This is a genomic window from Pseudomonas fluorescens (assembly GCF_018614655.1).
Lineage (GTDB): Bacteria > Pseudomonadota > Gammaproteobacteria > Pseudomonadales > Pseudomonadaceae > Aquipseudomonas > Aquipseudomonas fluorescens_BX.
This window is the reverse complement of the sequence record NZ_JAGGOG010000035.1, coordinates 58,819-73,363: the sequence shown is the minus strand read 5'-3', so window position 1 is coordinate 73,363 and position 14,545 is coordinate 58,819. Positions and strand designations below refer to the sequence as shown.

4 protein-coding genes are annotated in these 14,545 nt (G+C 60.7%); all 4 read right to left on the bottom strand.

What is annotated here, in order from left to right:
- Positions 1 to 10,682: hemagglutinin repeat-containing protein (locus tag J7E41_RS26780; RefSeq protein WP_214997258.1), on the bottom strand; the 10,682-nt coding region annotated here is incomplete at its 3' end.
- Positions 10,683 to 10,712: 30 nt separating this feature from the next.
- On the bottom strand, positions 10,713 to 12,425 hold the full coding sequence (locus J7E41_RS26775; RefSeq protein WP_214997257.1) for a ShlB/FhaC/HecB family hemolysin secretion/activation protein: 1,713 nt from the start codon (positions 12,423 to 12,425) through the stop codon (positions 10,713 to 10,715).
- Positions 12,426 to 12,725: 300 nt separating this feature from the next.
- Entirely contained in the window at positions 12,726 to 13,199 is a 474-nt protein-coding gene (pgaD, locus tag J7E41_RS26770) for a poly-beta-1,6-N-acetyl-D-glucosamine biosynthesis protein PgaD (protein WP_214997256.1), read from the bottom strand.
- On the bottom strand, positions 13,196 to 14,542 hold the full coding sequence (pgaC, locus tag J7E41_RS26765) for a poly-beta-1,6-N-acetyl-D-glucosamine synthase (protein ID WP_214997255.1): 1,347 nt from the start codon (positions 14,540 to 14,542) through the stop codon (positions 13,196 to 13,198). Before pgaC ends, pgaD begins: the two co-directional genes overlap by 4 nt.
- Between the last annotated feature and the right edge of the window lie 3 nt (positions 14,543 to 14,545).

Here is a 14,545-nt window from a genome sequence, read left to right as displayed (position 1 = left end):
CGCTCTTCAGCCTTTTGCTCAAGTGTCTTCCCCTCAGCTAATGCTTCAGCGATATCACTTAGAGCGTTGTTCTCAACCGCATTCTTCCCAACCTGAGCCGCCGCCACCGCACTCAGCGCATCCTTGCCCACAGCAGAACCCGCAATCCCCGCTGCCAACGTCGACAACGCAGAGATCGTTTGTTTCTGCTCCGATGTCAGGTCGTCATTACTGACGTTTCCGTACAACTGGTCACGGATCAACCTCGCCGTCGCTTCAGCGGCCACTGCACCACCCGCCCCCACCAGCGCCGAGTTACCACCGGCCCTGGCCAACACCGCTCCCAACACCGCGTGAGCCATGAGGTTGGCGTTATCATCACCCGCCGTCAGATCCTTCACTTGCTGCGCCAGATAGGGCGCAGCAGCGCCCGCGATGGCCGCACCCACGTTGCCACCGGCAATCCCTTGAATGATCGCGGTCACAGTTTGTGTCGTGCGTTGGAAACTGCTGCCGACGCCGTAATCCCGTTCAGCCTGTTGCCTCACCTGTGCGGTGGTCGGGTCACTGATCCCACTGTCCAGCAACTTCTGCCGAGCCGCTTTACCCGCGTCGCTGTTGGGATCTTCAGACTCGTCGATCTTCGCCTTGCCAATGGTGCTTCCGATCGTTATGGCCAGTTGCGCAGAGCTGTTGATCAGGTCCATGCGTTCACGCATGGCCTTTTCATCCGGCTTGTCGAGGTGCTTGTTGGCGTTTTGCGTATCGCGATTGAGGCCCACCAGATCGTTGGCGCCCTCAGGATCACGCACCACAATCGTGCCCTCACTGACCGCCGCCCGGGTTTTGCTGCTGTCGGACTCACTCAGTACCGCGCCCATCGGCGGACCCATCGCGATACCGCTGGACCCACCAGAAATGCCAGCGCTCGCCGAAGTACTGTTGATCTTGCTGGTGTTCTTGATGTCGCTGGTCAGCAAGCGGTCGGTAATCAGCAGGTTTTTGTCAGCGCTGGCTTCGCTCGCGATAACGGCGCCTTGGAGCGTGGTGTTTTTATCCACCTCCAGGGTGTAGCCATCCTTGCCCGCATACAGCCCCGTCTGATCAGTGACCGCCTTGTAGTCACTGTTCATGTTGCCGGCAGACATGCTCCCGGATGCCGTCACCGTCGTGCCGTAGCAGAATGGCGGCACGCAGATGCTTGCGCCAGCACCGGCGCTGCTCTGCTTGCTCTTCTGGGTATCGGTATCCTGGCGCGAAGCGATGTTGAGGTTACCGCCAATATCCGCCTTGATGCTGTCAGCACGCACCTGGGCACCAGCCAGCGTGGTGTCCTGGCCACTGCTCATAACCAGCGCACCAGTGTCCAGTTTGGTGTTGACCTGAGTAACAGAACTGCCGGAGCCCATACCTTTGGCAATTTGTGCACCGAGGTCCAGCGTGAAGCCGTTTTGCTCGCCGATATTGAAGCTGGCACCGATGCTGGTTTTATTGTTGTTACTGTCGTTTTTCCGTTCGGTGGTGTTCTGCGCACTTTCCAGAATGATGTCGTTTTTGGCGATCAGCGTGGTATTGGCTGCCTTCAGCTCACTGCCAATGACATGGATATCACCTTGGGTTTCAGCGGCCTTGCCGGTGGCCACAATCGACAGCCCTTGGCCGGCGTTGAGCGTGCTTTGCTTCGCCGTTTCACTGCGGTACTCAGTAGTATTTTTACTGCTGGTATTGGCCAGTTCGGTGCCGATTTTGATCAGTGAGCCGTTGCTGGCCGTGCCGCCTTGCTTGTCCGCGAATCCAGAACCCTGACCATTGGCATCCGCCATCTGGCCGCCCAGGTTATAGGTGTTCAAGGCAATCTGAGCCAGCTTCACTGCTTTGAGTCGAGGATCATCGGCGTTTTTAGCGGCCTCAACCCCGTCGCGAATGCTCCGGGCGGTATCGACAACGGTTCCGCCGATAACGCGCCCCACTGCAAGGCTCTTGGACTTGTCGACCGTGGTTTGGCTGGCATTCTCCATACCCGCGGCAATGGTCACATTGGAGCCTTTGAGATCCATGTCCTTGGTACTGACCAAATCACTGGCCACCACCTTCAGCTCACGCCCCGCCTCCAGTTTTACGTTGCCAGCGCTGGAACCAATTGTGCTGCCGGTAAGCGTGGTTTCTGTAGCGGTGCCGTTGTGCTTCTGGCTATTGATGAACAGATGCTGGTTGCCGGTGATGTCATCCAGGCCCAGCTTGTTGCCGGTTAACACACCCGTCAGGTCACGGTTCTTTTCCTTGTGCATATCGGTGCGCGAGAAGGTGTTCTGCGCCGCGTCGATGGTCAGGTCACGCCCTGCCTGCACAGCCAAATCACCGGTGCTGACCAGTGACGAACCCGTCACTTTCACGTCTTGCCCGCCCACAACAGTGACGGTATCGCCGGAGACCATGCTGCCCACGGCGGTGGTACGTTTCTCGTCAACCTGGTCCTCAACCTTGCTCGACTTGAACCCACCCCAACTGCTTTTGCTTTCCTTGCGCTCATGGCGGGCACTGTCGGAATCAGTCACGGCAAGAATCTGTACATCTTTGCCCGCTACCAATTTCGCGGCACCTTTCTCGGCAGTCACGGCACTGCCGGCCAATAGCAGGTTCTCACCGGCTACCAGCGTGCTGTTACCACCCGAGCTGACCAAGCTGCCAACATTGGTGGTGCTATCGATTTCATCCAGACGAAACTTTTTACCCGACGATGTCTTCTTGGTCTTGCTGTAGAAGCTGTAGTCCTGGTCTTCAGCCGCCTTGAGGGCAAGGTTTTTGCCCGCCACCAGATAGGCCTCATCACCGGCATTGACCGTACTCGCCACCAACGCCAAGTCCTGTCCCGCACTCAACGTCACATCCCCGCCCGCCTTGAGCGTGGTGGACACTTGCTGGACATGATCTTCCTGGCTCTTGACCTTCTTCGTACTCCCCGCCGAATGTTGTTCATTCGCGGCCGACGCCAAGGTCAAATTGCCCGTGGCGGCCATGGCCAAATCTCGCTTGGCGTCGATCTGGCTGCCGATGGCGCTGATGTCGCGGGCGGCGACGACCTGGAAGTCGCGGCCGGCTTCAATGACGGTGCCGTATTGGGCGACGCTGTCGCTATGGAACAGGTTGGTGACGGCGTTGGCGTTGCGCTGTTCGGCGCTGGCCAGGTTGACGTCGCGCCCGGCCTGGATGACGGTGTCGGCGCCGCTTTTCAGCACCCCGCCCGCACTGTTGATGTCGCGCCCAGCGCCCAGGCTCAGAGTGTTGGCGGCTTCGATGCGGGCGGCGCTGTCGACGAAGTCGGTGCGCTCGGTGCGGTAGCCGCTGCTGCTTTGGTGGCTGGTGATGCTGCGTTCGTTGATGACATCACCGTTGACCGCAGCCACGCTGACGTCGCGCCCGGCGATGATGCCGCCAGCGCGGTTGGTGAGGTTGTTGCCGGCCAGCAGGTCGAGGCGGTTACCGGCCTCGATCAGGCCGCTGTTGACCATGTCACGTCCGGCGCTGGCGGCCAGGTTTTGGGTGGCACGCAAGGTGCCGACGTTGTCGAGATTGGCCCCGGCCATCAGGCTCAGGTCGCTGCCGGTGATCAGTGCACCGTTGGGCGCCAGACGGTTGTTGGCCTGGGCCAGGTAGAGCACCGGCACCAGCACTTGTTGGCCGGCGACGGTGGCGTTTTCCATCCAGACGATGTCGTGGGTCAGGGCCGCCACCTGTTCGGCGGTGAGGCTGACGCCCACGGCCAGGTTCAGGCGCTGTTTGGTACCGATGGCGTTGTCCATCAGGTACTTGAACATTGAGGCGTCGCTGGTCTGGCCATCGATGAAGCGTTGGCCGGTACGGGCGATCACGGCCTGTTGAATCAGGCGTTGTTCGTAGAGCCCATCGCCCAGGCGTTTCTGGGATTGGTCCGGGTCGTAGCCCAGTTTCGACAACAGGTAATCGGAGCCCATGAACTGTTGCAGATTGGTGAGCAGCGGGTTGGTTTCGATCAGGTACTTTTGCGGGTTGGACACGAACTGGCTGTCGGGCAGGCCCTGCACGCGGTTGATGGTCAAGCCGTTGACTGACGTACCGGTGCCGCCGACCGGAGCGACCTGGCCTGGGTCGAGCGGATTGGCTGCGCCTTGGCCTGTCTCCGTGCGTACCGGGGTACCCGGCGTGGCTTGTGGGCGATCCGCCGTGGCCAGGTTATTGCCCCCCAAGGTCCAGCTTTGTGGGCCGGTATTGGTGGGGGTGGCAGTGCCTTCGCCGCTCAGGCGGAACAGGCCGCCTTGGCCGGTGGGCAGGCTGAAACCGGGCAGGCTCAGCGGGTTGATCTGTTGTTGGGCCAGGTCTGGCGGCAGTTGTTGATTGATGGTGATGCGGGTCGAGAAGCCGTTGGCCGCGCTGGCACCCGAAGCGTCGGTAGCGGTCTTGGCACCCGCGCCAACGTAGTTGAAGCCTGGCCGCACGACACTGTTGTCGATGTTGCCCTGGGCCTTGACGGTGGCCGCACCGGCGGCCTGGATCACGGCGGCGTAACGTTGATCGCCGGAGTCGATTTTCGTGACCCGACGCAGCGCGGTTCTCTCTTGCTCGGTCATGCCGATGAACGAGGCCATGGCGGCTTCAAGGCCACTCAGGTCCTTGGGGTTATAGGCCGCACCGGTGCTGGAGTATCGGTTGTTGAACGCTGCGGCCGCCGAATACCAGCCGCTGGCATCGCGGGTACGCTCGGAGACAAACAGGCGCCAGGTTTCGGTCTCACCGGTTTCAATGCCGTTGTTGGCCAGGTTGTTGACCGTGATGTTCAGGTTGCCAGCGGTGCCGATGCTGCTGCTCGCGTTCAGCAGGTCACCACCGGTAATGGTCAAGTCTTTGCCGGCGCTGATGCTCGATGCGGCGCTAGCGTCAGTGACTTCAAACTTGTCTCGCTGAACAACCTGCCACAGGTGGTTTTCCTTGCCGCCGCTGCAATCGCCGGCATAGTTGGGACCTTCCTGACAGGGGAATTCAGTAATCGAAGCGGTGTAGATGCCGCCGTCATTAGTAGTCAGCACCGAACGCAGGTTCTTGATCGTCGACGCCGTCAGGCTCAGGCTGCCGTCGCTCTGAATATTCGAAGAGCTGTTGATGATGCTGCTGGCCAGGCCACCCTTACCATCACGGTCGATGCTCAGGTTGCCCATGCTGTAGATATCGGCGTAGCTGTTGTTCAGCGCATCCACCCGCAGGCCCATGTCGCCACCGCTGAAGATCAGCCCGTGGTCATTGAGCAAGGTGCCGGTGGTGACGGTGAGGTTCTGGCCGCTGCCCAGGGTCGCGTAGTTGTTGATAGCGCCTGCGGTCAGGTTCAGATCGGTGGTGGACGTCAGGCGTCCGTAGTTGTTCAGGGTGCCGGTGATGTTGGCGGTGGTGATGCCGCCACCGGCGATGCTCGCGGTGTTGCTCAGGTTCAGTTGCGCGGCGCTGACGTTCAAATTGCCCAGGCTGCTGATGCGCCCGGTGCTGTTCAGGGCGCCGCTCAAGGTCAGGTCGAGGCTGCCATCGCTGGCAATCAGGCCGTTGGTGGACCAGTTGCCACCAGTGCCGATAAAGCGCTGGGCAGCCAACAGTTGCCCGCCGGTGGTCTGGTCGAGCTGGTTGACGTTGACGGTCAGGCGACCGGCCTGGATCACGCTGCTGTTGGTCCAGGTGTCCTGATTGACGGTCAGGTCGCCCCGCGTCACCAGGCTGCCACCGACACTGTTGAGATTGCCCGGAGCGATGTCGAAGCGGCCGACACCAACGTGCAACACCGTGCCGCCTGCGTTCTGCAGGCTGCCAGCACCGAGGATCAAGTCATTGTTGGCGGTTTCCAGCAGGCCATTGCGGTTATCAAACAGGCCGCCGATGGCGAACTCGGTGGTACCGCTGCTGCCCAGGGCCCGCAGGCGGCCAGTCTGGTTATCCAGGCTGGCGGCGCTGACCTTGAGGGTCGATTCACTTTCGATGATGCCCAGGCGGTTATTCAGCGCGCCGCTCAGATTGAGGTCGATCTGCTGGCCGGCGATCTGGCCATCGTTGTCGCCGCTGTTGTCGAAATCATGGCCGGTAACACTCACCAGACCCTTGGCATAGAGCCCACCGTTGCGGTTGTCGAAGTTGCCGGTGGTGACCAGGGCATTGCCGCTTTGCGCGGAGATACGCCCGCCATAGTTATCCACAGCTCCGGCCAGCAGGTTCAGCGTTTGCCCCTGGACGATGCCGCCCTGGCGGTTGTTGTTCAGGTCGTAACCGTTGCGTAGCACACCAACGACGCGGCTTTGCAGCGCGCCTTTGAGGCTGGAAAGTACGCCACCACGGTTGTCGAGGCTCGCGGCGTTGGCGCTGAGGTCGCCCGCCTGGGCAATCAGCTTACCGCTCTGGTTGTCGATGTCGCCCGCTACGTCCAGTGTCAGGCCCGCCTGGCTTTGTACCGCTCCCTTGGCGTTGTCCAAGCGGTTGGCGGTGAGCTTCAGGTCAGCGTTCTGGCTGTAGATCAAACCGTCGCTGCCGTTTTGCACGACGCCGCTGGCGGTGAGGGTCAGGCGCTCGTTGGCCGCGACGGTGCCGCGATTACGGTTGTCCAAGCCACCCGTCAACAGGGTCAACAGGCCCTGGCTGGCGAGTTGGCCGCCCTGGTTGTTGATCTGCGCGGCACGGGTAATCAGCAACGGGCCACCGCTGGACAGTTTGCCGTTGGTGTTGGTCAGGGTCGCAAGCAGGCCGAGGGTGGCCGCCGTACCGCCGGTGATGCTGCCGGCGCTGTTGTCGAGATTCTGTGCCGTCAGGTTCAGGGCTGCGCCGCTGTCGATCACGCCGCCCTGGGCGTTGTTCAACAGGCCACTGATGGTGAGGGTCTGGCCACCGGCACTGGAGAGAATGCCCTTGTCGCTGTTGTCCAACTCAGTCGTGGTGACCGTCAGCGCTTTTTGACTGACCAGCGCACCGGCACCGCTGTTGAGCAGACTGCCGGTGAGTGTGGCGTTGAGGTCGCCGTAACGGCTGGAGAGCGTGCCGTTGTTACGGTTGTCCAGGCTCGCGCCGCTGACGCTCAAGCCCTGCCAACCGGACATCAAACCGCCCTGGTTGATCAGGTTATTGGCCTTGAGCACCAGCAGGTTGTTGCTGATCAGCCTGCCGGCGCTGTTGTCCAGGCTGCGGCCACTGAGGTTCAGGCTTTGCGCACTGGAGATCTCGCCGCCCTGGTTATTCAAATCACGCAGGTGGTCCAGGCTCAGAGAACCGGCCGTCGTAATCAGGCCGCCAGCATTGTTCAGGTCGCCTGTCGCGTTGCCGAAATCCAGCGCGATGGCGCTACCCAGCAACGAGCCTTTCTGGTTGTCCAGCGCGGCGCTGTTGATGGTCAGGGTGTTGGTTGCGTTGATCAGGCCCAGGTTCTGGTTGGTCAGTTGCCCATCAACGTTAAGCAATGCATCACCACGACTGGTGAGCGTTCCGCCGCTGTTATCGAGAGTCGCCGCGTGGGAGTCCACCGAAGCCGCAGCGATCAGGCCTTTGACGTTGGCCAGGGCCTGGCTGATGCGCAGGGTCAGCGCGTCGTTGCTCAGCAGTTTGCCGTTACCGTTGTCGAGGTTGTCGGCGGTGAAGGTGAAGGCCTGGCGGCTGGAGATTTCACCACCCTGGTTGTTCACGTCCTTGAGGTTTTTGAGCAGCAACAATGGGCCGTTGATCAGACCCCCCTGGTTGTTCAACTGGCCGCGGTTCAGGTCCAGGGTCAGGGTCTCGCTGCTGGTCAGTTGACCACCTTGTTGGTCCAGGCCGCTGACGCTGGCAGTGAGGGCCTTCGCGCTGCTGATTTGCCCGTCGTCGCCGTTGTTGAGCTGGCCGGCGATGATGCCCAGCGTTTCAGCAGAACTGATACCGCCACCGTGATGATTGTCCAGGGTGCCAGTATTGATTTGTGCCGCCTGGCGCGCGCTCAGGGTGCCTTTCTGACCGTTGTCGAGGCTGGCGCTGCGCAGGTCCAGGCCACTGTCAGTGACCAAACGGCCGCCCTGGTTGTCCACGGCGCCCGTGGTGGTGACACTCAATTGGCCGGCACTGGACAGGCTGCCCAGGCGGTTGGCCAATGATGCGGCAGTGACGCTCAGCAAGCCTTCGCTACTAATCAGGCCTTGAGCATTTTGCAGGTCACCCCTGAGGGCCAATGCGCTGTCTTTTTGACTGGCGACGGTACCGCCGGTGTTGTCCAGGTGTCCGGCGATCAGGCTCACGCCGGTTTGCCCGCGCAACACGCCCAGGTTGCGGTTGAGAATGTCATCAACGGTCAGGTTCAGCGCACTGCCCGCAATCACTCGGCCGCTGTCGCTATTGTCCAGGCGCGAGCCGTTCAGGGTGACAGCAGCCTTGCTCGACACTTCGCCGCCACGGTTGTCGACACTGGCAACACTCAGTTGTACACCTTGAGCACCGGACACCAGGCCGTTCTGACGGTTGTCCAGGCTGTTACCACCCAGGCTCATGGCACCTTGGGTAATCAGCAAACCATTGCGGTTGGCCAAGTCAGTGATATAGGCATTGACGTTTTGCTTACCAGAAACCTGGCCGTTGCTGTTATCCAGGCGAGCCGCCGTCAGGTTTGCATTGCCATCGGCAACCACTACGCCGGCCTGGTTTTGCAGTGCGCCATCGACGGTCAGGTCCAGCGCGCCCAGGCTGCTGAGCATGCCGTTGCCGTTGTCCAGACTTGCTGCACGGGCATCAAGGCCGTTGGCCGATACCAGGCCTTTGGCGTTGCTCAACGCCTGGGCTATCCGCAGGGTCAACCCTTGATCGCTGAGCAGATTACCGCCGCTGTTATCGAGGTTTTGTGCTGCCAGGGTAAAGCCCTGGGTGCTGGAAATTTCGCCGCCCTGGTTGGCGACATCAGCCAGGTTATTGAACACCAGCGCCGGGCCACGGATCAGGCCAGCCTGGTTGTTCAATTGGCCACCGTTAAGGTCAAGGTTCAGACCATTAACGCTGGTCAACCGGCCACCGTTGTTGTTGAGACTGGCGACGTTGGCCGTCAGTGCCTGGTTACTGGCGATGCGTCCGACAGCACTGTTGTCCACCGCGCCCGCCTTGAGCGCGAGCGTGCCTTGGCTGCTGAGGGTACCGCCCTGATTGTTGACTGCGCCGCTGGCGGTGAGGCTCAGGGCATTGCCAGCCGTAACCAGCCCGGCGACGTTGTCCAGGGTGGCGATATTCAGGGCGGCCACATCGAGGCTCGACACTTCGCCGCCACGGTTATTCAGTTCGCCAAGGGTGGCGGTCAGCGGGCCACTGCTGGTGATAAGCCCACCTTGGGCGTTCAGCACGCGGTCGGCTTTCACGTCCAGGCTGGCATTGCTAAGCACGCGGCCTTTGTTCTGGTTGTCGAGGGTGGCGGCGGTGATCTTCGCGCTCTGTTTCGCACTGAGGGTGCCGCCCTGGTTGTTCAGGGCCTGGGCGTTGATCGTCAACGCACGGCTGGCGATTACGCTGGTGCCGGTGTTGTTGAGGGTCTGTGCGGTAAGGCTGGCATCGCCTGTGGCGTTGCGGGTGTTATCCGCGTTGACCCCAGCCTCGATAATGCCGTTGTTGGTCAGTTGACCACCGCTGGACAGTGTGATGCTGTCGCGGGCGGCGAGGGTTTTGCGGCTGTTCAGGTCACCTTGGGTCTGCACATCCAGCGCAGTGCCGGCGTAGATCGGTCCCTGGGCGTCGAGGCTCGCGGCCTTGACGTTGACCGCACCGCTGGCCGCCGCCTGCGCCATGCTCAGATGCCCATTGGCATCAAGCTGAATATCCCCACCACTGGCCGCCAACGTTCCGTCCAGTTTCACGCCCACACCGGCTTCGGTGCCCACCAGCCTGATCGCGCCGGCGTACATCCCGCCCAACGCCGACGAGTCAATCGCCAGTTCCGGCTTGGCACTGCCGTCATCGGCACGCGCGGTGGCATTCAGGGTCTGGGCGTTGACGTCGTTGCGACCGGCAATCACGGTCAAGTTGCGGGCATTGATCTGTGCGTTGATCTTGGCCGAGCGGGTGATGATTTCGAAGCGGTCGACGTTGCTGGCGTTCAGGCCCTGGCCGTCGATGGTCACGGCGCCGCCATCGACCTGGTAACGGTCCAGGCGGCCGTTGTCGAGGATGGGTTTGCCGGTGGTCAGGGTGACGTTGGGGGTGTTGATGAAGCCGCAACCGCTGCAGCTGATGCCGTAGGGGTTGGCGACGATGACCTTGGCCGACTGGCCCGCCACTTCGGTGTAGCCGCGCAGTTGGCTGGGGCTACCGCCGTTGACTTCGTTGAGGATGATGTTGGCGGAGCCGCCCTTGAGGTTCGGGTTGCCGAGGATGATGCCGCCCAGTTGCGTGTTTTGGGTCGGGCCGCCGCCGTTGTTGAGAATTACGCCGTTGGCACCAACGTTGTAGTCCTTGAATTGGTTGTGGGACAAACCACTGCCATTGGGGGTAGCGATGTTCACCACCGGCACGCCATTGCCTGCCTGACCGACTGTGGTGCCGGGTGCGCTGACGACGATACCGTCGGCCTGGGCCAGTAACGGCTGCCAGAACAGCGCGTTGGCCAGGATCAGCGCCAGGCCACGTTTGGGCAGGCCCCAGAACGACTCGCGGCTTTTCAGGGCTGAGGAAGGCTGGCGAGCCAGGAAGGCAAATTGGCGAACATCCATTTCAAATTCTCGATGCAACTAGGCGTTGGGTTACAGGAAGAAATCCATGCGGAAGTAGATCGGCGCTTCGCGCTCGGTCAGTGCTGCCGGTCGTTCCAGGGAGTGGGCAAAGGTCACACTGGTGCTGACGTACTTGCCTCGGGCGAACAGCTCAAGTGAGTTACTTGAAACCCGGCCATGCACTTCGTCGTTGTAGCGGCCATTGCGAATCACGCCTTGGTCATAGCCGACGCTGGCGCCGTATTCACCGAACACCGGGCGCAGCCAAACCAGCGTCACCGGGCGGCTCCAGCGCAGGTCGTTGCGCCAGTAGCCGCCGCTGTCACCGCTCAGTTGCTGATCCTTGAAACCGCGTATCGACGACGAGCCGCCGAGGCTCATGCGCTGAGGGCTGAACAGCACGTCTTCACTGCGCTGCCCGGTGGCCAGGCTGGTAAAGCTGAAGGACTCGCCCCACAACGTGAACGGCTGCAGGTAGCTGACGGTGGCGGTGTATTTGCGGTAGCGCGCATCCGGCACGCCAGGGCCTGGGTTGTGGTTGTCTTGGGCGTCAAAGGCTCCCGTGCCGTTTTGCATGCCGACATCGAAGTTGACGAAAGCGCTGCCGATCCGCCGACCGTGGTTGATGCCCAGTTGCAACTCGCTGAGGCGATTGCTGCTCTCTTTAAGACGGCTGTCTGCGATGTAGTTGTTGGTGCGCAGGTGGGACAGCCCGACGTTGACCGAGGTCTTGCTCAGGGCGTCGCGATGGATCACACGTTCAGCACGCAACTGGTGGTTCTGGCTGTCGCCGGTTTGCTTGAAGTTGTAGGTGTCGGCCTGGGCCTGGGAGCGGTAGTCACTTTCGTTGTAGCTGTAGCTGAAGTTCCACCAGCCCCATGGCAGGTTGTAGTAGAACATCGCGTTTTTTGAGGTTTTCTGGTGGTCGCTGACGGCGTCATGGCCACCGCGCAGAATCAACTGATCGGCCAGGCCCAGCGGGCTGTCCCATTCAAACCCGGTGCCCCACTGCTGCTCGCCGGTACTTTTCTGGCCGTCGTTGTTACGCGAAAGGCTGGCACGCCAAGGTGTCTGCGGGTTGTTTTTCACCAGCACCGAACTGCCGCCAACGGCATCGCCCGGCGCCAGTTCCATTTGTGCCTGGTTGGACGGCAAGCGGTTGAGTTGATCGATGGCCTGCTCGATTTCTCGCAGGTTCAGCAAGTCGCCGTTTTTGCCGGGAAAGGCCATGGCCAGTTCGCGGTCCGAGAGTGTGCTGTTGTCGGCGCCTTTCAAACCTTCAAGCTTGCCCTCCACCACCAACACTTGCAGATGACCTGTGGACAGGTCCTGCTGCGGCAAGTAAGCGCGGCTGGTTACCAGGCCCTTGTCGATGTAGTAGTCGGTGATGGCTTTAAGCAATTCATTGAGCTGGGATACACCCAGGCACTGGCCGATATACGGCTTGAGCAGACGCTCGCGATCAGAGCCCGACAGACTGTCGGCGCCCTTGATTTCGATGTCTTTGACAGGGAAGCAGCGGGTATCGACCGGGGTCGCGGGGGCCGCCGGTTTTGCCTCTTTACCGGGCAGGTCCTTGAGCTCTTCAAGACGCCGCTGTTGTTCTTCCAGCAGGCGGTTTTGCCGGTCGCGGATCAGGTCCTGATCGCCAGGCGTGGGGGCAGCCATCGCGCTGTTCAGTGCGAAGCAGGTGAGTAGGCAGGCGCCCAGCAGCAGCCGAGTCCGTGGCAAGAGTGAAGACATATTCGATCCGTCGAAAAGCGGGGGTGGCAAACTAACATCGAACTTCGGGTGAGCCAAGATTCTGGCTTAATGAAAAGTTACATTTAGTTTGTTTGTAACTTATTGATTAATAAAATTATTCAACGCCAACTCTATTGCAATTGGCATTTTTATTCCGACAAGCGGTAACAGCTTTTATACAAATTCGACTAAGGGATGGATGATCGCCATTAGTTAGCCATCACCCATTGGATCCATTTGAATATCCCTGTAGCCGCTGGCGCAGCCTCGTGCCTCTGCAGCGGCGACAGCCAGCAATGGCTACATGATTTGATCTTTGCGCGTCACCAACTTCAATCCCTGGCGCTCAATGTCCCGGGACACATGAGCCCTCACTGCCTCTACACCACCTTCGTGATCGTTATGAATCACCAAGACTCCTGGCCGGCGCAGTTGCTCAAGATCGCCCTCGGCCAAGCTGAAGCTCTCACTCAAGCCCTTGTCACTCAACGCCTTGGCGGCCGAGCGCCGCTGAGCAAAACGCTTGCCGCGGTGTTGCTGGTAACGCGCCCAACTGATCAACAGCACTGCGTTGAATGCTGCGATCCACAGGTAAATCTGCAAGGTATCCAGCGCTGCAAAAATCGGTGCGTCAATGCGCGGGCCGCCACGGCTGTCGAGCATCGGCACCAAGCCGCGTATCAACAAGATAACCAACCCGGCCCAAGCCATCAGGGTCAGTAAAATGTCGATGGCCTGCATCACAGGCCGCTGTGGGGTTCGGATCAGATTCATGGGTTCATTTCCTTGCCGGGGGTTTTGATTCCGCGGTCCGGGCTGACCCAGCGCGCGCGTTTCTGGTGTTGGCGGAACAGCACTTTGGGAAAGCTGACCAAGGTGGTGAACAGGCTGACCAGCCAGAACACCATCGGGTACCAGATGGTCCAGAACAGGTTTTTCCACAGGTCCCGCTCATAACGCCGGTCAATCATGATGCTCACCGCAAACTGCACCAGGCACACCACCGCCAGCAGCAGTCCGGTGAAAGCCGGTGGCATCAACGTCTCAACGGCGATCGCGGCGGGCAACGTGACAAACTTGCCTACGGCCCAGAAGATCACCGACAGCAAGAAGGTGAAGGCCCAACCAGTGGACAGGCAGTATTCGAACAGCAGTGGCCACAGGTAGCGATGACGCCATTGCCAGATGCCGCGAATGTTTTTGAACAGCACTTCAGCGCCGCCCTGAGCCCAGCGCAGACGCTGCTTCCAAATGCCACCGAGGGTTTCCGGCATGAGGATCCAGCACAGCGCGCGAGGCTCGTAGAAGATGCTCCAGTGATCGAGTTGCAGCTTCCAGCTGACGTCGATGTCTTCGGTGATCATGTCGGTGCTCCAGTAGTCGACCCGGTCCAGGGCCGCACGACGGAAGGCAACCACTACGCCGGAGACCGTGAAGATTCGACCGAACACCCGCTGGGTACGCTTGATCAAACCGATGATCGAGGAGAACTCACCCACTTGCACCCGACCGATCAAGGTCGAGCGTGTGCGAATCCGTGGGTTACCGGTGACCGCACCCAAACGAGGGTTGTCGAGCATCGGCGCCACCAGATAGGCCGCAGCATTGCGGTCGAGCAAGGCATCACCGTCGATGCACACCAGGTATTCGCTGTGGGCCGCCACCGCCCCCATACGCAAGGCCACGGCCTTGCCCTGGTTTTGCGCCAGGTGCAGCACCCGCAGGCGCGGCTCATTCAAGGCCAGGGCATCGAGCACGGCAGCCGTGTTGTCGCTGGAGCCATCGTTGATGGCGATCACTTCGATATTGCGGTAGTTCTGGGCCAGCGCCGCACCGATGGTCTCGGCGGCGTTGTCCCCTTCGTTATAGCAAGGGATCAGGATCGAGATCAGCGGATTGCCGGCCAGCGTCGGCGCCGGAGTGTCCTCACCCCAGGGCCAGTGCCGCTCCCAGTGCAACCAGAAATACAGGCCGCCGGCGATCCACAACCCGGACATGAACAGCGGATAGAAAAACACGAAGTCCATCAGGAACTGCCCGGTGACCAGAAAGATCAGGCCCAGGGGCACACCCAACACCAATGACAAGACGAGAAGAGCAAGAATTCTGTCGAACATGAG

Excerpts from the sequence above, each read along its gene's own strand:
- J7E41_RS26775 (WP_214997257.1), bottom strand. The coding sequence starts at position 12,425 with ATGTCTTCACTCTTGCCACGGACTCGGCTGCTGCTGGGCGCCTGCCTA.
- pgaD (WP_214997256.1), bottom strand. The coding sequence starts at position 13,199 with ATGAATCTGATCCGAACCCCACAGCGGCCTGTGATGCAGGCCATCGAC.
- pgaC (WP_214997255.1), bottom strand. The coding sequence starts at position 14,542 with ATGTTCGACAGAATTCTTGCTCTTCTCGTCTTGTCATTGGTGTTGGGT.